Source organism: Paraburkholderia sprentiae WSM5005, assembly GCF_001865575.2.
Lineage (GTDB): Bacteria > Pseudomonadota > Gammaproteobacteria > Burkholderiales > Burkholderiaceae > Paraburkholderia > Paraburkholderia sprentiae.
Window position 1 is genome coordinate 2,688,619 of sequence record NZ_CP017561.2, and the last position, 19,160, is coordinate 2,707,778.

Here is a 19,160-nt window from a genome sequence, read left to right on the forward strand (position 1 = left end):
CTGAGCGGCTGTAACCGAGGGACGTGCCGGTTCAAACGCCCCTATGTAGAGTTTTCCGTATTCACGGACAGATATTAGCGCCACGGCACTTACTGGTAAATGTTGAGGTAAGCGTCGGCAGAGAACGCTTCCGCCTTGACCCCGTAGCGAGGCTTCACATCATGGCCATCCGCTAGCCTTTCCAGCCCCTTGGGGACTTCAGTGTTAGATGTAATGAACTCGCCTTCATCATTCAAGACGAGACGAACCTTCGACCAGTCCTCGTAGAAGTATTCTTGGAGCAACGGAATCACTTTCCTCCTGAACACGCGTTCCAAGTCGGCGAGAGTCTTTACCGTCACAAAGTATGCGTGGCCGATAGTGTGGTCACGGTCGTATAAATATTCGATGCGCTCATTCATTGCCCGAAGCAGCGCTCGCAGGTCAACAACACCTTCGACGCGCTCCGAGGACAACGCGGCATAGTCCGGTTGAAGTTCCTCGAATTCGAACCGGCGTCTTAGCGCGGTATCCAGGAGCGCAATAGACCGGTCTGCTGTATTCATGGTACCCACAACATAAAGGTTCGCTGGGACCCTGAATTCGTCTCCGGAGTACGGCAACTTTACGGTCAGACAGTTTGGGGAGCCTTCGCGTTTGTCCGGTTCCAACAGCGTAATAAGCTCGCCGAATACCTTGGATAGGTTTGCACGGTTGATTTCGTCCACAACCAACACATAGGGTTGTGCGACGGATTTATGCCGCCTCAACAGTTCATCAAGAACATGCAGTTTCAACCCGTCTTCGTCGAGTCTGTAGAGGGAAGATTGGACAAAGTTGCGGTCGTAAATTTCATCAACTGCCCGGTTCGCGTCGAGAACAGCCAGCCAGCGGACAGGGCGCATCTGGTGGAATGAACCTGCGACTGGAGCCTCGAGGAACTCGTAATTGCCGGTCACTTCGCCTATCGCGCGGAAAGACCGGTTGCCTTGGGAAACGACGATGATATCGCCGATTTGCAGTTCGCTCTTGAAGACGCGAATGTAACGTGCTTGCGACTCCGGTCTATCGATGTCCGGCCGGTCGTCTGTAATCTTCTTGCGAATCGCCTCGTCCGTACCGCACTCGGAAAAATCGACATTCTCGCCCCAACCAAGCAATACATAGCCCTTTTCAATACACTCCTGAAATACTTCTTGCCCTTCGGTAGTCCCGGCAACGCCCAACGACATCTTGTACACCGCCCGGTCCTTGAGCGGCTTTCCGCTTAGTCCCGGTTTAATCAGCGTGTTAAGCCGCGCCGCATCGCATATTTCCCGAAAAACACCGGGACGCACCCGATATGATACTTGGCCGTCCCTGAGTTCGGGCCGCAGCCCTTCCACGAAGTCCTCGTATCCGTAAGACTGGTGGAACGTCACGAAACAGACGCGCCCATCCCGACGCAGTTCTTCATAGCGAGCCATGAGGTCTTCGCGCGCCATATCAGCATGGCCATCGCAAATTTCAACGGCAAGCTTGGCAGTGCTGTAGGTCTTTCCAGTGCCGGGAGGTCCGTAAAGAATCTTGTTGGGGCTTGGATAGCTGTTAACAGCGCTCGCTTTCATTTCACTCATAGTTTGTTCCTCTGATATACCCATGTCGGAAGCGTCGCTGTCGTAGGCGTCGCACAGCAACGAAAGGACGGCCATCGACGGCACGTCAATTTTCTGTGCAGGGAATTCCACCCACAGTTTTGGCGCGTTTGCCTTAAGACTGCTTATCCGGGGCTGATTTTTGGCGTAGCTCTCTCTAACGCTCGCGCCGGGCGCTAACGCATCCCAATTGCCCGGCTCCATAAAAATGCTTACGGTAGCTCCGCGCAAAACCAGCCCGAGTTGACGTCCCGCTTCAGTTTTGAACCCTGCCATGTATTGCACGGGTTCTTTAATGAGGGAAAATCGCTCCTTGAGGAACATAAGTGCATCTTCAGTTTTAAGGCGCTCGCCCAGTGCTTTCCTCCAGAGCTTCTGGCCATAGGAGACCAGGTCTTCGTTGTCCCTCTCTTGCAAAAGTCGAAGATAGAGGTCCGGGTACTTCTTGTCCTTTTCGTCAGCCAGCGCGCGAAGCACTTCGATTTTGAAAATGGGAACGATGGTCGGATTCTTACGGTCCTGGTAGAGAAACGCAATCTTCCATTTAAATGCTGGGGCGAGCAGAGCGTCCTCTACCACGTCCAGTTGTCCCGCTCTGGCCGCTTTCGCGACCTTCACTACCTCATCATGCACTTTTTTAAATGCCTCGACCGGTGTTTTTCCGTATCGTTCGCGCCAACCGTATTCATCACCATAGATGCGGCCCTTAGCCTGAATTTTTTCCTCATTATCGCTTCTATGATAAATGCCGAACTTGAAGGATGAGCCCCGCCCGATGGAGCCGAGACCGTCAGTCTTTGTGTCAATCCAATAGGTAAACGAGTCCGCCTCTGCTTTTTCCCCTTTAACCCGCGAGTATTCCTCCAGCGTAAGACTGTAGAGCCGCTCGAGCGGCCAGCGTGCAAGGAAGGCTTCCCATACCGCATTCGCATCATTGACGTTCTGTTTCATTTCTCTGGCTGCGCTTTTGATTATCCACTTTCATTCGGTACCAGCATTGGGCGGCTCAGTGGAGCGACTACTCCCGCCCACTCGCGCTGGCGGTTATACGGTGAACTGGACCTGCACACCGCGCGATGTTACGTGCCTCTCCGAGTAATACACGAGTGCGCACAGCATGTTAACTAGCGCCATTTGCTCTGGCCTGGAGCACGGAACGGTGAGCAGGTCCGGGCAGGCCACGAGGATGGCCAGCGCCTTTGCGCGCGATACCGCGACGTTCAGGCGGTTCTTGCTGAAGAGGAACTCGATATCTCGTGGAAGGTGGTCGGCATTTGACGTTGCCATAGACAGGATGACGACGTGCGCCTCTTGCCCCTGGAACTTGTCCACGGTTCCTACTCGCGCGCCCGTCGGCAGTGCGCGCTTGAGTTGGTTGACCTGCACGTTGTATGGCGCGACGACGAGAATGTCCTCAAGCGTTATGGGCACCATGCGACCATCTTCGTCCCGAGTGCCCTTGCGGAGTGCGTTCACGATATCAACAACTTTCCTGACCTCCTCGTCGCTAGACTGCGCATTGCCGTCGTGCTGAACGGGCACATACCGGATGCCTGTCATGGGCGCTGCGGGCTCGCCTTCGAAGGGCGCGTCAACCAAGCGTTTAGCCGTTTCAGGTGCTGGCATCAGCCGGCCGTCGTACACGGCGTCAGAAATGAACTGACAGACGTCATGATGCATGCGATATGTCGTCTTCAGGAAAATGCCCTTGTCCGCCGGGATGGTAGCGGCACCATCGAGCAGATATTCGAGCGTCGACTCCCCCGAGCGGCTCGGGTGCATGCCCTTGCTCGGCTGCCCGAGTTGCATCTGGTCGCCCAGCAGGACGATGTTCCTAGCGCTCATGCCGACGGCAACGAGGTTGGCAAGAGCCATCTGCCCTGCCTCATCGACGAAGAGGTAGTCCAGTTGGTCGCGCATTTCCTTTTTCGCGAAAAGCCATGAAGTGCCCGCGACGAGGTCGGCACCACCGGAGACGATGTCCTTGTCGTTCTTGACGTCAACAATCATGCTGCCACCGTGACATGTATCGTCTTCGTTCGACTTCTTCATTCCGGAGAATCGGACTTTCGCAGTCAGCGCGCGCTTCTCAACAGCCTGCAGAAGATTGTTGATAGCCTGATGGCTGTTGGAGGTCACTCCAACGCGCTTTTTTTTGCGCAGGAGTTCAACAAGAAGGTGCGAGCCTGTGTATGTCTTACCCGCACCCGGCGGCCCCTGAATGAACAGGCACGTCTCGTCCATCCCTTCGACCACGCGAATGACCTGCGGAAGCAGGTCCAAGTCGTCATCAATGAGCGCCACGCCGTGCCGTGCACCACTGATACGCGGAACTTCGCGTCGCAGAAGCGCCTGAACTGCACGATAACCAGCCGTGTGGCTGTGCATGCAGGTCGCAAAATGCTCGAGTGCTTCACGGTGAGCATCTGTTCTGAGGGGTTTGCCTGGCCCGATGGACGTCACCGAATGTGGGCTGAAGGGCGTTTTTTTGCCCACGGTGAATGAGACGCTCCGGGCCTGCATGTCCACCTGTAGGTTGGACAGCGAGTTCATGGTCCTCGTATCCGCAGGCGTGACTCCCGTGCGCAGCTTCGTCTCCTGGCTCGGCACATTGTAAAAGTACCGGAACGACTCTTTTTCCAGAACCGGCTGACGGCTCGGGTCGGGGACGAGGCCACCAAGACACTCGGCGTCCTCGATAAGCTGCGCATCGGTCATGTCCCTCCGGGCGTACATTGCCCACCACTCTGGCTTTGCCTCGCGCTCGTGGAAGAAAACCAGGTGTGCTACAAGCGCTTGATACCGGTCGGCCACAGTCCAATGCGCCTCTTTCAGCGGAAGAGGCTGCAGAATCGACTCGACAAGGGCCTGTCGGCGAATCGTGTCAGGGTCGGTTGCGACGGGTTCGAGCGCTGGGGCAACTACTTCTGGCGCATTTGACGCCGGTGCCGCCTCTGCTTGCAGTTCCAGCAGCCATTCGCGCAACTCGTAGGTAGACTCGACATCGTCACGGTTATAGTCCTCGATGTCCTGCAGAAGCTGCTCCGCTTCCACAGACTTTTCGCGGTCGTTTGCGAGCACTTTCCATCGCTCGTAGAACACGATGCTTGCGCCGGCGTTGGTCACCGTTCCTGCACGCACCCCGCGATAAAAACGCTCGATGTACTTGATGGAGTAGCTGGGCTCCGACACGCGCAGCGCCTCGCGCACCACTGCGTAAAGGTCGATGAGCGCACCTCGACGCAGAAGATTGTCGACCGACGCCTCGCGCGTACCGTGCACTGACATGAGCTTCTTAAGTGCGGTGGGCTCGTATGGGGCATAGTGGTAGATGTGCGCCTCCGGGTATTGCGCAAGGCGCGCGTCCACATAGTCCATGAACTGCTCGAACGCGAGCTTTTCCTCAGCGCGGTTATGTGCCCAGAATGAACGGAAATATCCGTTTGGCTGGTCGACTTCCCAGACGCCAAAGAGGTATTCCAGGCCACCGGTCTCGAGCGGATTGCCTTCCATGTCGAAGAAAATATCGCCCGGGCTCGGCTTTGGCAGCCGCTCCAAGCCGCGAAGACGGGTGTCGCCCGGCTCTTTCTGGAGCAGGAGGTGACGGCGAACGCCGTCTTTGCGGAACTTATGCTGCAGTTCCGCCTGGGAGCGCAATCGCTCGACCGTGGCAGGTGCAATTTTTTCAATTGGCTTGCCGGGCTTCATGGCCGCGAGAGCTGCGAGAGTGGCGACGCCGGCGTCCTTCAGCTTGCGAATGTGTACGCGCGCGATACCCGCCACCTGGCAAAGATGGTCGTCTTTGATGCGCTGCTTCTCGCACAGATTGCTCCAATGACACTGGCTGCACTTGTCGCACGGGTCCGGGTAGCTGCCCGCAGCAGCCGACTCCCGCTCCACCCGAGCCAGGAACCGGGCGAGCGCCGTGTCAAAGTAGTATCGGTAATCAGCGCAGCGGTACGCGGCTTCCCGGTTAGAACCCAAGACCACGCGCATACGCTCAGGATATCGGCCTTGAGCTTTGGCGAGCAAATGTGAGTAAAAGCAGAGCTGGACCAGAAACTTGCTCCGAGACGAGAGCGCGAGCTTTGTGTCGATGGGTTCGTAGCTATAGTCGCCTAGCGTCGAAGGCATCGCGACCTTCACAAGAAAGTCCGCGTAGCCGAGCAGGTTGTCGTCAAGAAAGGCCGCTTGGTAGATGACATCGTATCCATTGCGCATCGCCAGCAGCGTCGCCTCGACACGGGACTGAATGCTTTTTCCGGCGTGCTTGTTAATGTCGACGACGCGCCTGTGCTGCGCGGTCAATGTAGCCAGATAGGCCTTCTCATGGACAAGCCCCCTTTCCTGCACGAGTGCGAGCTGCTCGTCTTCAGGATTACGCGGCAGTGGAGTCACAAGGTCAATCAGCGCGAGCGTCGTACTGTGCTCGCACTCGAGGAAGGACACGACGTCCGACGCCGAATATACTCTCGCCCCGTTCAGTTGCAGCATTCGTTCTCCTTTGACCCTTCAGACTTTTACTGATAATACCGATAACCGGGACAAAGACCGTCTCGATGTCGGGACGGTTACAAAACACAACGAGCCAAAGCCGTGCTTCCACCGTGTCCGGGTTCGAGGTGAAACGCAGGGCGATGGCAAGAAGCCACGGAATCCCCATGCCATTCTCAGACCACCCGCTTAATCAGCCGCTTCCCGCCGACCTGTCGCAAGGGTTCAGCTTGTGGAATGTCGTTGTGAGCATCTCCCAGGCTCACCAGACCATCCGCGAAGGACACGAAGCGATTATCGACATGATGTTGGGAAAACTTGAGAGCGTGGACGACGCGCCGGCGCTCATCGCTAAGCGATGGGAGCTGATTCTCGCCGCGATGGAAGTCGTGACAGACGGTGAACGAATCCTCGAGGATTACCGCGACGAGATTGCCGCTCTTCCCATTAAGCCTTGAAATGGAAGAAAGAGCGCTCAGTCCCGGGCCCGGATACGTCCGGAAATGGTCATCGACACCACGCCCACAACGAAACAGACAAAATATGCCCCAATTTCTCAGCATGATGCCGAGCGGCATTCGCCACGGATAAACAGATGCTCAGTGAACTGGACGAAAAAATCCTGCTTGCGCTTCCAACCGAGCGGGATGCTGTACCGTGGGTATCGACGCCCACGGTCTATGCCCGACTCCAGGAAGCGCGTCTAGACGTCCGCTATGTGAAGAAGGTGCAGCGTCATCTAGAAGCGCTCGAGGCTGAAAAGCTGGTGCTGTCCCACCGCGACGGCCGCGAGTTGCTCTGGCAACGCAAACCTTGGATGGAGGGGGCCAACCGGAGTTTCAATCTAATGGGGGCTTCGGAGGCTGTTGCCTTCAGCATTCTCAAGCGATTCGCGGGTAGCAAGCTGCCCGAAGCCGTCGTCCGGGATATTGACCCGCTGTTCAAGGCCGCAGAAGTCCGGTTGTCCCGGGAAAGGCCCGACAGCCGCCTTTACCGGTCATGGCCAGGCAAGCTTGACTCCGTCGATGGAAGCTTCGCGCTCATCCGCCCGCCACTGCGGACAGAAGTCTTCCAGACGGTCATTTCGGCAACATTTTTCGAGCGGGAACTTCTGGTCGGATACCGGCCCGCCTACAAGGAAAAACAGGTCGAAGAGCCCAAGGTGAAGCCCCTGTGGCCACTCGCGCTGGTGGAATCTGCCGGTGTCGTCTACATGGTGGGACACAGCGAGCCGCAACCCGAGAAGGGCAAGCTCAAGCCTCTGCGCACCCTGTACCGGCTCGACCGGATTGTCTCCGTACAAGAGTCGGGTAAGGGATTCACGTATCCGGCAGACTTCAGTCTCCAGGAATACGTCGCAAACGAACAGCAATTCAACTTCCTGCCGGAACCGCCCATTCGACTCGTCATCGCCTTCGACAACACGTCTGGCAATTACCTGCGCGAGTCGCCAATGTCCAAAGACCAGGAGCTTGAGACGCTTCCGGATGGACGCCTGCAGGTCTCCGGTACCGTTGTGCCGAGCCTGAAGCTCCGGTGGTGGCTGCGCTCACTCGGACCAACGGTCGAGATTCTTGCCCCGGAGTCGTTACGCAACGAGTTTGCCCAGGATTACGAGACGCTCGCCAAGCGGTACAAGGGCTAAGTTGACACCTAGTCGAAGTCCGAGCGGAGGGGTTAATGCAATGCCTCAAACCCAATACAGGTGGCCGAGGCATAGTGGAATGATGGGCAGCGCGAAAGCGCGCTGACATACGAGAGCAGCCCCGCCGTCTTGTGCACCCGGGTGCAGAAAAGGTGCGGTCCGAATTTGCTCCAGGACCGTTCCCAAGTTCAACGCCGCTTTTCCGTTGCCCCGGCGGTTTGCCGGGAATCCGGAATCAGCCGTCCTCATCCGGGTCTGCCAGGGACGCGGCGCGGCACCAGACGTCCACGATGATGGGCGAACCACCATGTGTCTCGGTGAAGTCGCGGATTCGCTTCTGGGTGTCGTGGTACCAGTTATCGAAGTCCTTGTCGTCTGCCGGGGGCGTCAGCGTGCTATCGCCAAGCAACTCTCCCACACGCCGCACGGTCGGCGTATTGAGCGTCGTGTGGCCATGCTTCTCGATGTGTGCCCGGACGTCATCCGCGACCTTGATACGCAGCCATTTGACGAAGAGGTTGACAAGCTTGTACAACTGCTTCCGGCTGAGCGGATAGGCCGGGTGAGCATTGGCCGACCAGTACTCATCCAGGGACGCCACCAGTCCGCGATGCCACTCATCGAACGACGCCTGTGAATCTACAGTCTTGACCAACTCACCTTTTCTCCTGAGGTCAATCAGCCGTTTCAGGATTTCATCTGCCCAGTCGTTGAAGATGCGATAGGCAGAAGGCTCTTTGCCCGCTGGTCCTGCTTGATTTCCCTGGAATGCGCCCGGAGCTGCGCCCCGTTCCGTAGTTTCATTGTTTACATTGTTGAATTCCTTCTGGCACGTCCTGATAGCCCCCCGATAATCACGAATTATCGGCGTAAGCGACGTGATATGAACCATGGTCTGCATGAAGATGCTCCGTTTTTGTCTATCTGAGGATGTGCGCCAAAAGGTGCCAGTCCGGCATGAGCCTGCGTCTCATCAGTTATCGGCCGTTCCCCCTGTTTCTTTACCCGCGCTCCGTCGCTGAATCACCGCCACAGACTTGTTGTTGATATCGATAAGGCAGGTGCCCTGTCGTCACGCGCCGCGACGTAGGCTCGCAGTGACGCAGATGGTCGGATGCAACGCGCCCGTGAAATCCCATGCGCCTGATAAGTGAATCAATTAACCAGCCTGTTTAGGCCGACCCAGCCTCACCATGTGTGCGCCTGCATCGCTTGGGGAAGATACATCATGAGGGGCAATCGCGACATTCCGCGTCTCGTTTACCATGGTCCCTAACGGGCGTTGCGACCAAGAAAAAAGAAGTTCGCCAGCTCAGTGTCGAACGAAGCCTCCGGCATGCCTCGGCGCGCATCGCGTCGCGGTCTGGGGAGGCTGGCGCACGACCCTATATGCATTCTGGTCGGACAGATTTGTCGTGCGTTGACGCAAAGCTGCAGAAACCAAGACACTAAGTGTCCCGATACAGATACATAATGTCGACTTATTTTCGACAGGAAGACCTTCGATGGAATTTAACGAGGAATTTGCCGCTCAATATAGAGCAGCCCTACCGAGTGCGCTGTTCGCGCGTCACCGCACTTACACGTTTTGAGCGGTTTGCCGACGCTGCTCACGAACGCGACGGACTGATTGCGGAGCTCAAGGCGTTTGCTAATCCGTGGATAAACGACATTGCGTCGTGGCTCTCCGACGACGACACTGACCTGGATACTGGTCCGAGCAATCACACTACGACACCGCAGCTTCCGACTCGGAGAAGATTATGACCGTGACTGCCGGCAAGGTGGTAGTCGTAACCGTTGAATTCTTTCGGACCATGCGCTATCGCCAGCGGCACCAAGTGGAGAGCAATCGGACCCCGCGTTATCGCGTGCGATACCAGCTGGACGGGCAACCGACCCGCGAGGCCGTGGTCGGCCCGAACCCGAGGCAAGGGCTGGTTTGGCGTATTCGCGAAAGCAGACGGGGAGATACGGTTGAGGTCCTGCTCTCCGAGGACGGAAAAAGCATCCTCGACTGGACAAACAAGACGCACGATGAACTGCTGGAAGACTTTGATGGGACCTTCGGCGAATCCGACTGACTGCTACGACTGGAGAGACTTCCGCCCCCGCCGGTCACAGCCCCGCAGACCAGTAGCATTTTTAGGTGTGCGGGAACGGAACAGTGCCAGCAGTAACCCTGCCGCCGCGCGTGTCCGCGAAGCGTAAAGAACGAGCAGCTCGGGCACTCGCCGGTTGTATGCAGCAACAACAAACACGTTTAAGCGAGGCCCTCGTGGGGCTCACCGGCCGTCGGCCGGGGTTCTCTTCACGACGGAAAGAAGCCCCGTCGGCCCGCGCCACCCGATTCACCGATAAACTCAGTGTAAGGGATTTGTTCGAGTAACGCCGTCGAAGGTTCCTCGTTTTCGAGCACGATAACCTGCCCCGGCTCCTGACGAGCGGCTAGCCACTCGTAAAAGCGGTCGGCCACCGTCGTGTCCAGCAACTCCTCGCCCTTCCCCCCGTGTTTAGGGTCCTTATAAGTGACGACAGGAGAGTCGACGGCTACAAATCCGAGATGTGGATTGCCACTCTGCAACGCGTGCTCCATCAGCGCCACCACATACGCCGTCAAAAAAATCCCGCGCTTTCCTTTCCCGAAGGAAATTCGATTCCGCTGATTTATCTGTATATCCACATTCTTCTCGTCGAAGTGCACCGCCTCGACGCCCGGAACTCCCCACTCTGATAGCAACGCTTTGATGCGATTGCAAACACTCACCGCATCTTCGGCCACGTTTCGGACTACGGTTTGAGTTTTTCGTTTGCCAAGTTGTGAGTACTCTTCACGGCGCTTGACCAGCACGTCGACACGGTCCAAGTCGCGTAATACGAGCGCCCATTCCGTTCTCTGCGTGGCCAGCACGCTGAGGCCGACGCCATCCGCGCCAGGCGATTTCGCGAACAGCGCGTCCTGCTCGGCCAAGTTGTCCTCTTCCCGTTTGCGCACTTCACGAAGGTCTACCGTCAGGCTCTCAATGTCGTCATCGAGTTCGCGAATCGCTGACGCAAGACCGTGCTGAAGATGCGAAATTTTTTGAGACTCTGCGCGCGCCGCCTCGGCCATCAGCGCAAAAGAGTCGTTCTCCGCATGCACATGTCGCGACTGCACCACCAACGGCGTATCGCACAGCGGACAGGGCTGGGGAGCAAAAGCGTCCATCAGCGACGCGGCCGTCTCGACGGCCTCCAGCCGCTGAAGGTCACTCGAATACTTCTCTCTGAGAAGTTCGAACCTCGTGCGGGCTTCCGTCAATGCAATGCGCTCGTTTGCGATGCGCCGGACCTCTCTTTGCAAGTGCAATCGGCCACGCTTAAGCTCGTTTAGCGCGTTTTCATTGCTCCGCAAGAACGTCTGCAACTCCTGAATACGAGTGTCCAGCTTTGCCATCGCTTCAAGTACGTTCGATAAACTAACGTCTTTGGGAAGTCGCGCGTTTAGTGTCGCCAGCTCCTCGTCGACTGCTTCGACGTAGCCACCGGCACTCGCCCGTTTGGCGGCTGACGCGACCAGCGTCAGTCCTTCGTCGTCGTGTCCCGTCAGAATGACCGCACCACTGGCGCGTCTTCGTGTCAGCAGGTTTGTGTCCGTTCCAACCAACGGTTTCAAGTCAAGAGTTTCAATCTCGTCAAACAGACTGAAGTGGCGCAGGTCGCCCGCCGCAAGCCCCTCGCGCTTCCCGGCTTTGACCAAAATTCGCTTTTCAGAGGCACCGCACAGCTGCGCCAAAACGCCGGCTATCTTTCGCGGCTTGCCTCCGGGAACTGCGCCCTGAGGTGGGGTTTGATGGTAGCCATCGCATACCGCCTCGCTTCCGTCTACGAGGTCCCGAAAGAACGTCAACTCTTCGCCATCGGCCGACTTTAACTGGAGCGCAAGTCGGGTATATCCTGCTGAGAACTGATTTTCGCGAGGCTTTCCTGAGGAGCCAAGTCCATAGCGCAAGCTCTCAAGAACATACGACTTACCTGTATCGGTCGGCCCGAACACGAGATATGACCGTCCGGCGAACAGCAGTTCTGCCGGCTCCCGGTCTGGTCCGGTTACGCACAACCTTTGAAGCTGAATACTCATCAACCCTCCAAGATGTCGGAGCCGCCATGGACGAAATGGGCTCCCCATCGCAATCCGCGCTCGACAAACATAACCTCTATCTCGCTTGCCGAGCAGCTCCCGAAAGTGTCCGCCACCCAGCGACATCGCTCTGCCAATACCGCTCCGTATTCCCCGGCAATCAGTCCGACAAGTGCTGTCGCACTCTCCCCCGCCGAATACCAGATTCCGCCAGCGTCAACTTCAATCGACACGTGGCCCCTGGTGGACATCAGGTAAAGCCCTTGCTCGATGACATCTCGCCTGGAAAGGTACTCGCCATTCCGGAGCGGCACTGGCGTATGAAGGCTGCTTGGGCCGCCAAGGTCAGCTGAGTAAATTGCCGCATAGTCCAAATAGACAAGTGTCTGCAGGTCCGCCTTGCGAGGATGCAATGCGAGCAGCAAGAACACCATCCGGACGCCAAGCTCGAATGGACTGTTAAACACTTTCGCCGTCTGCTTCATCGCTTTCGACCCATTGGGCCCGACCTTGATTTGCGAGATGATGACAACTGCCCTGCAGGTCACCGGACCTGAGGCGCGCCCGCAACGGGTTATTCATTATCTGCAACACGTTTGCTGTTTGGAGAACGGAGCGCAAGCGGACGAATCCGCTTTCGTGCGGAAAGGTCAACTCTGCTCCAATCCCGTTTTCCACCTCGTCCAGGAGCGCTTCAAATGCCCCTGGCAGCTTGTCACGGCTAAAGCGGTGCAGGCCCTCCGCTGAATAAAAGAGTCGCCTCTGAGCCTTGAAGTGCGCCCCGTGCGCGGGCGGGATATCGGGCAAGTCATCAATCTTCACCTGTGCATGCTCGGCATATATCCGCAGCAATTCGGTCACATACGTCGACTCGCTAGAAACCGGCTTTGGAGGCACTTCTGGGTCATTTTCTCGCGGAGCGAGAACTCCGAATCGCGCCCAATACGAAGCTGCATCTCTCTCATGGATTGACAGCAGTTCCATGGGTGGCAGACGCTTCACAACGTCAAACGGGAATACCTCAATGAACTTTTCAAGGTCGGCATCAAGGGGTTGCTTGAACTTCCCGAACTTGCCCTCCTTCTTTCGCCAGTCGTCGAGAAGTCGTTCTTTCAGTCGTACCGGATTCTTGAGCAGGTCGAAAAGCGTTGTGCCAACGTCCTTGCTTGCACATATGAAATATTTCGCGGGGCGCGTATAGTCTTCACGCCAGACGCACGTCACGAACTTTGCAAGCTCTGGAAAAAACTCGCTGGGCGTCAACGGACTATCATAGTGTTTTGCCTGATAGAGGTCCCAGGTACCCGCTTCCGGATATTCCTTCGAGTACCCACATACGTCACGACCTTTGTCTCCACTCCCGCCGAGAGCCACCACCTCAACATAGTCTCCCTCCTTCTGGAGTTGACGGACGCATTCCTCGATAAAGCCTTCCCACTCGCCCTCGTGCATCAACAGTAACCGTTGCTGTGGCGAAATGGCGGCAGGACCAGGATGGAAGACACTCGGATGGTTCATAACGAAAACCCGCAAACGATTTTAAAGCGCTGCCAGCGGGAACACTCAAGGCGGCATGTTGGCATTCGAAACATCACGTCGGCTATATCGACATGCAATGCGAGCGCCGGCGCGTGCAAGACCGCTGTTTAACGGCGCATTTCTCTAAACCTTGAGAAGCGATAGCGAACACGGCGGAAAACAAGACCGACTTGTCTTACCCAGTCAAGGATGCAGAAGGCACGCTCTCGCGCCGCGATAGGTCAAAAACCGATATGCCCGAGACGAAAGCTCGCCTCATGAGGTTACGCGCCACGCGCCGCCGATTCAAGGAGCATGAACCTGCGACTGACATTGGTCCGATACGGCGGGACAGTCCGAGTTTAATCAACTTGGTAGAACCAAAGCACATAGACCTGCCTAGTTTTTCGATAGTAGATGCGTTCGCTTCTCGGCAAGTTGGTTGTCAGCCTGTGTCCAGGCTGACGGAAACGAGTAACCGGCCAGTCGCTGCTAGCACCATGCCTCTATGGCGTCGTGATTGGCGGGGCGGCGGGCGACCCCCTCAAAAGCACCGGTCGGTAAATCAGCCTACCTCGCTGCGCAACGCCGAACTATCAACGCGTCGCGCAACGAAATCCACGTCTACGATAGATAGGCCTCTAATGCCAGAATTCCGGCACGGGCCGCAAATGTCGCTCGCCTTGCGTTGCATCTTAGCGAGAGCCACGACCTCTACCGGCCGCTTGCACATACTCCTCCTCGATGAGGCGTCGACACCCAGCAGACACCTGCAGGGCCGAAACGAGGTCCGCCTTATCGATATCGAACCGGGCCCCAAGCGCTCCTGCAAGCTTGAATCCAGCCTCGAGGCTCACCTGCCGGATTGCTTCACTGTAGGTACGGCCAATGACGTAGCCAATCCTGTACTCCGGAACCCTCGATTCGATTTCATGGAGCGGTGCGTCCTCAACGGCCTCCGCCCCATGTTCGAAGCCAAGCGCGAACGGGCTGCGCTGACAAGACCTGTTCTCTTTTTCCATTTCAGACTACCACTATCGCGCCGTTTTCTTTCTGTTGCTCGATATAGGCTGCCGCTTGCGTGAACAGGTTCAGAAGTTCCCTCGACGTGCGTCCCTTAACCGCAAACTCGAATAGCTGTTCGTGGAAAGCACGCTTGATGGCCTGGGTTTCTGCATGTTGACGGACATTTTCGCCTTGCAGGTTCCAGTCCTGATTTGAAAAAAACATCTGACCGTAGACCTGTTCGATGAGTTCTTCCGCATGGATGGGGAACATCAGGCCATCGCCGCTGTCCAGTGTCGAAAATGCCGGGTATCTTGAGCTGCTTTTATTATGCTCGGCGGGAATCTCCTTGAGCGTCTGAACCGGGCGAAGTTGTGATTTTCCGCCCCAATGACCCTTGACGTAAAAGACGCTTACCGTCGCCATGGCGAAAATAAACAGATTCTCAGGGTTCCCGTGAATCCGCTCTGCCAGCTCTGGTCCACCGTTTCCTCCCCGGTTTGCCTTATACCGCTTTTGCACTGACTCAGTCAGTTGCACCGCCCTGTCGATGTCCTGGGGCGTCATCACCCGCGTGAAGACGTCGTCCTGTTCACGTAGCCATCCCTTCGCACCAAACCATCGTGACAGCAGCTCCGCAAGCCCCGTCCACTTCGTTCCTCGCGTCGGTACTTCGTCAGGCACCGTCGTGATGCCGCAGCCATTAAGTCTGCTGAGAAACTGCGCGGCCACTGTGGCCGCCTCTTCGCCAATGGTGTCTTTCGCGCAAGTCTCCCAGAGTGCGCGGTTCACCGACAGATTCACAGCAATCCGTGCCCGTAGACTATCTGGAGCTTTGCCTGCCAGGCTGGCATCCTTGCACCAAGCGTCGACGTTTTGCTTCATGAACTGAAGCGCATCACGAGAGCACCGTTTGTCTTCCTCAGCAGGCAACGCCACGCCTACAGGCAATCCCAGGGCTTTGTGGCGTCGCCCAGCAAAAAGGGTAATCTGCTGGCCGAGCAGATTATCTAACCCGATGATGGTCTCCATGAACGCGATATCGTCACCAAAGGGCAGATTCTGCGCAACTTTGGACCTGAACTGCTCGGCAGGCTTCCATTCGGTCATCGCCGCGTAAGGGCCACCCGGTTCGTGAAGTACACTCGACAGATTCTTGCGCGCGGTCACCCACAGGTCCGCAACCTCTTTGTCCTTGCCGGTTAGCAAGGGCGAGAGATACCGCATTGACGCGAAGTTGCGGGGCGTGATGCGGCGCTCGCCGGTCGGCCCAATGTCCCATGCATCAACAGGCAGCTTCGCGAGGAGCAGCGCATTCCATTTGTGTGCCAGCGCATTCGACGCCTGCTGAAGAAGTCCGACCAGAGAGTGGACCTCGTTCAGATACCCGTCGTGCAGAATCTCGGATGCCGCACACTCCCCTACCGAGAGGATGTCCGCAAGATTTTCTCGCGCCCGGCGGAACTCTTCGTCCGTGTAGTTTTTCACTTCTTTGGCCGTCGCGCTCTCTACTCTCAGGTTGAATTTTTGCCGACCGGCGTGCTGCCGGCCAGCGTCCGACTTCTTATTTAGTCCGACTCGTGGAAGTCTTCACCGTCACCGCAATCACCGTCATCCGGGCCGTTGCATTCGTAGCAGTGCCCCTGAATGAACCCGTCACTGCGGACGTCGCCGTCGTCCATCTCGTCGATGTGCGTGCAGTCATTCAGCGCGAGGGCTTCATCGCTGACATAGCCCTCGAGCATGGTCAGATTGTCCTGCGGGCAGGTATCGCACGGAACCGGACGGTGATTTTTGTCGTGCCTGGGCTGGGTCGAGCCATACATGGTATTCCCCAAGTAGATTGATTGAATGTCGTCTCGCAACGGCTTGGTGTGTCGCGACTTCATTTCAGCAAATTTCGCGAAGAAACGCCCGGGCCGAAACGCACACACCCCCTCGGTCGCCCCATAGACCAGGACATCGCGTAGCATAATGCCCGCAAAACAAACAGAGGGGTGCAGGGGTCTGCAGAACTCATACGGGCTACAAATGGCGTGCCATAACCCATGGCCACCCTGTAGGTTTTATATCGCCGGTTCCAGTGCTACCGCTCGCGACCGCCGGGCACGGCTGTCGATGTATTTCAGGGCAGCTGTTGCGAACGGTATGTTCAACCGCGCCAAACAGCGCCGGACGGCTTCCTCCTTCACGGCAAGCGCGGGAATAATGGCGTCTCGAAAAGCGTCTGCCTGTTGCCGCAGCCCCAGTTCGTCCACAAGACCGTCAGCCGCCAGGATTTGCGGTCCCTCCATGAGCACATGGTGGGTGAACAGCCAGTTCACCAGCGCGTGGCGTCGCCTGTCATCCGGGATGAGTGGATTGACACGGATTTCTTCAAGTTTCCTTGTCAAGACACCGGCCCAGTACTCCCGCCGCCCGGGAAACCGGAGAATTTCTTCGGGCACGATGATGAGGTGCTCAAGGCCGTTATCGAGGTTTGTCAGCCCGCTCTCCAGCTCCGGAGTCCAGTCGTTGTAGTCGTCGTTCACCACTATCTGCGGGACACCGTCGACCAGAAACCGGCGCACATGCAGTAGTTCGTGCATCACGGACGCGGGCTGGAAGAACTCTTCCCGGGAAACCAGCAGTGTCGCGCCATGTTCGTCAACGTGGCAGGCCACGGTTCCGCCCCGCGCGGGGTCCACTTCGACCTGGATAACGATGCCGCTCTGCTGCTCGATGCCTCGCACGAATGCCTGGAGGTCGTCCGGCAGCTGACGCAGGTAAAGGTCGTCCATGGCGCGATGCTCCGTTCGGGTTGCTGGATTCTGCAAGCCTAAGGCACGGTCCGCCCTTCCGTCACGTCGTACGCTTGCATGCAAGGTGTAGCCCGAACAGCGAACGCATGCGGGAACCCTCGCATCCGACGGCGGCATCGACTACCCGGCTGGCATCCTTGCCCGGAGACAACGCCAGGAGGCCTTTCATCGGGCCCACTGAGCCGACCGTGCCGGCCGAACCAGGACCAGGACAAGGACCAGGACCAACCAGCTTCCGCTTGTGTGTGCCGTTCAGGTGTGCCAGTATGGCGATGAAAGCAAAGTTAAGTCGTTGTTTTTAAAGGACCGGTTTTATACTGAGCGAGAATCTCACCGCCTCCGCCAAGTCTTCAAGAAAAACCCCGTAAGTTCAGCGACTTTACGGGGTTCTTCTTTTTCTGGCCCATCAATCGCTCATCATCGAGCACAAAGCTCGAATACGAACAACGGGAAGGGCGCCTGATCGAGCTTGCGCTGGCGGAGGACGTTGTGTTCAACCTGTTCCGCGCACAGCGCGACGCGTGGCCTTGCGGCGTCGGGTTCATCAACCCGATAGAGGCATGTCCCATGTGTCACGTCCCTTCTCTTCCTGAGCAAACGCAATCGTCTATCTCATTCCCTATCATCGGCACGCTACTCGCCGCCGCGCTCGCTTTCATCCAGGCGCACAACAATGCGACGGGGCAGTGTCATGCCTGACTTTCTGAACGCCTCTGTACAACCGGATACCGCGATGCCTGACACCGTCGTTATCCGCGTCGATCAATTGCACGCGCTGACGGGCCTATTGAGTCTGGAAGAAGTCGCGGAGCAATTCTCCGATCTCTCAACCGTTGCCCAGGTTTCCATTTTCGGTCTGTTCGAGGATGCGCTTGCTGGCATATGCACAGCACTGACACGGACGGCAACGGGTGAATGATGGGCTGCGCGAGTGCCGCCAGCGGTTGGAAAAGCTCATAGACCAGCGGTACGGTCGCTGCCCGCGAACATCCGCGCTACGGGCGTGAAAAACCGCAATGTTCCTGCGGGCGCTTTTTTCCGTTTCATCGAGGGCCGAGGAGATTTTGGGCGGTCGCCCATGTACGGACTGCCTGTCGCACGGTAATTATCTGACTGCTGTCAACCCCGGCAGCGACTTCAGATAGACCATCGACACACCCATGTCCCTGTCCGTATTTGAAATGCACTCCGTGGAGCTGTCCTGCCAGCGGCCACCGGGTGTCTGTTATGTCATCTGCGACGAATGGCACTATAAGGCGTGCCTCGGCAGGGCCGCAGACCTTCAGAGAGCCAGGGCGGAGACCCGGGACTTTCTTGACATTGCCCAACTGAATCACAGGGCATGGCAGGAGGACCGGAAACTGGTCAGGAATCTCATTGGCAGTCACTGGCTGTTTTTTCATCGCGTACGGGACCGCAACCCTGACACCGATGGCTGGTGGGTCATCGTCGCGCTTCTCGAAGAGGTGCGCCGGGGTGCCCTGCTTGCCATTAAAGGTCCGCGCAATGGCCTGTTTCCGTCACCCTACAGCAGCGCGCCGTTGCGGAATATCGCAGCGAGGGCCGGTAATCGCCCGGACGGCGAACCCATTCTGTCTGTGCAGTACGATCCGGCCACCAGGCAAACCCAACTGAACGCTGCGCGCGCAGCCAGGGCTAGCGATAGAGGCGCATCAACGCTGCGTGCCGACCCACGGCCTTTCGAGTACACGCCGGATACGGTGAGCGGTGATTCCTTTGATATAGCCAAAACGCCCAACAACGGAGAGCCCGGTACGTGGTACGCCAACCCCGGCAGCGGTCAGGTGCGACTATATGGTAGCGACGGCAAAGGATACATAGACTTGGACTTCGACCATTCGCACGACGGAATGCGTCCACATGCGCATAATTGGGTGGACGGCAATCGTGATTGGGCTGTCGTCCCTTTCTCCCCATTATGAATAAACTGTCAAACATCAATA

General features: G+C 57.2%; 15 protein-coding genes. 5 read left to right on the forward strand and 10 right to left on the reverse strand.

The window, feature by feature from the left end; translation table 11 throughout:
• Nucleotides 1-89 precede the first annotated feature (89 nt).
• Nucleotides 90-2,564: an AAA family ATPase gene (locus tag BJG93_RS12240; protein ID WP_051374431.1), complete on the reverse strand. Its 2,475-nt coding sequence runs from the start codon at nucleotides 2,562-2,564 to the stop codon at nucleotides 90-92.
• A 93-nt stretch (nucleotides 2,565-2,657) separates the two neighbouring features.
• Nucleotides 2,658-6,107: a TM0106 family RecB-like putative nuclease gene (locus BJG93_RS12245; RefSeq protein ID WP_027198537.1), complete on the reverse strand. Its 3,450-nt coding sequence runs from the start codon at nucleotides 6,105-6,107 to the stop codon at nucleotides 2,658-2,660.
• Between the two features lie 167 nt (nucleotides 6,108-6,274).
• On the opposite strand from BJG93_RS12245, the gene BJG93_RS12250 reads away from it, so the two are divergent.
• Nucleotides 6,275-6,565, forward strand: coding sequence for a hypothetical protein (locus BJG93_RS12250; protein WP_027198538.1), 291 nt, complete (start codon nucleotides 6,275-6,277; stop codon nucleotides 6,563-6,565).
• Between the two features lie 137 nt (nucleotides 6,566-6,702).
• Nucleotides 6,703-7,752, forward strand: coding sequence for a helix-turn-helix transcriptional regulator (locus tag BJG93_RS12255; protein ID WP_027198539.1), 1,050 nt, complete (start codon nucleotides 6,703-6,705; stop codon nucleotides 7,750-7,752).
• 235 nt (nucleotides 7,753-7,987) lie between these two features.
• Here the strand turns inward: BJG93_RS12255 and BJG93_RS12260 are convergent, their stop codons facing one another.
• Nucleotides 7,988-8,653, reverse strand: coding sequence for a hypothetical protein (locus BJG93_RS12260; RefSeq protein ID WP_027198540.1), 666 nt, complete (start codon nucleotides 8,651-8,653; stop codon nucleotides 7,988-7,990).
• 862 nt (nucleotides 8,654-9,515) lie between these two features.
• On the opposite strand from BJG93_RS12260, the gene BJG93_RS12265 reads away from it, so the two are divergent.
• On the forward strand, nucleotides 9,516-9,836 hold the full coding sequence (locus BJG93_RS12265; protein ID WP_027198541.1) for a hypothetical protein: 321 nt from the start codon (nucleotides 9,516-9,518) through the stop codon (nucleotides 9,834-9,836).
• Between the two features lie 227 nt (nucleotides 9,837-10,063).
• Here BJG93_RS12265 and BJG93_RS12270 read toward each other — a convergent pair whose 3' ends face one another.
• The 7 genes from BJG93_RS12270 to BJG93_RS12300 form a co-directional block, all read right to left on the reverse strand.
• Nucleotides 10,064-11,872: a hypothetical protein gene (locus BJG93_RS12270; protein ID WP_027198542.1), complete on the reverse strand. Its 1,809-nt coding sequence runs from the start codon at nucleotides 11,870-11,872 to the stop codon at nucleotides 10,064-10,066.
• Entirely contained in the window at nucleotides 11,872-12,357 is a 486-nt protein-coding gene (locus tag BJG93_RS12275) for an ABC-three component system middle component 2 (RefSeq protein ID WP_027198543.1), read from the reverse strand. Before BJG93_RS12275 ends, BJG93_RS12270 begins: the two co-directional genes overlap by 1 nt.
• The gene (locus tag BJG93_RS12280; protein ID WP_027198544.1) at nucleotides 12,332-13,390 is read right to left on the reverse strand and encodes an ABC-three component system protein; all 1,059 of its coding nucleotides are present in this window, start codon (nucleotides 13,388-13,390) and stop codon (nucleotides 12,332-12,334) included. The genes BJG93_RS12275 and BJG93_RS12280 overlap by 26 nt, the downstream gene beginning before the upstream one ends.
• 695 nt (nucleotides 13,391-14,085) lie before the next feature.
• Nucleotides 14,086-14,412, reverse strand: coding sequence for a hypothetical protein (locus tag BJG93_RS12285; RefSeq protein WP_027198545.1), 327 nt, complete (start codon nucleotides 14,410-14,412; stop codon nucleotides 14,086-14,088).
• Between the two features lies 1 nt (nucleotide 14,413).
• Nucleotides 14,414-15,883 carry a hypothetical protein gene (locus tag BJG93_RS12290; RefSeq protein WP_027198546.1) on the reverse strand — a complete coding sequence of 490 codons (1,470 nt, stop codon included), beginning with the start codon at nucleotides 15,881-15,883 and terminating at the stop codon, nucleotides 14,414-14,416.
• Nucleotides 15,884-15,963: 80 nt separating this feature from the next.
• Nucleotides 15,964-16,368: a hypothetical protein gene (locus BJG93_RS12295; RefSeq protein ID WP_027198547.1), complete on the reverse strand. Its 405-nt coding sequence runs from the start codon at nucleotides 16,366-16,368 to the stop codon at nucleotides 15,964-15,966.
• A gap of 93 nt (nucleotides 16,369-16,461) precedes the next feature.
• Nucleotides 16,462-17,175: a hypothetical protein gene (locus BJG93_RS12300; RefSeq protein WP_027198548.1), complete on the reverse strand. Its 714-nt coding sequence runs from the start codon at nucleotides 17,173-17,175 to the stop codon at nucleotides 16,462-16,464.
• A 712-nt stretch (nucleotides 17,176-17,887) separates the two neighbouring features.
• Between BJG93_RS12300 and BJG93_RS12305 the strand changes: the two genes are divergently transcribed.
• Together BJG93_RS12305 and BJG93_RS12310 are read left to right on the forward strand one after the other, a co-directional pair.
• Nucleotides 17,888-18,115, forward strand: a complete 228-nt coding sequence (locus BJG93_RS12305) for a hypothetical protein (protein WP_027198549.1) — start codon at nucleotides 17,888-17,890, stop codon at nucleotides 18,113-18,115.
• A 241-nt stretch (nucleotides 18,116-18,356) separates the two neighbouring features.
• Nucleotides 18,357-19,139, forward strand: a complete 783-nt coding sequence (locus BJG93_RS12310; RefSeq protein WP_154671854.1) for a hypothetical protein — start codon at nucleotides 18,357-18,359, stop codon at nucleotides 19,137-19,139.
• Nucleotides 19,140-19,160 lie beyond the last annotated feature (21 nt).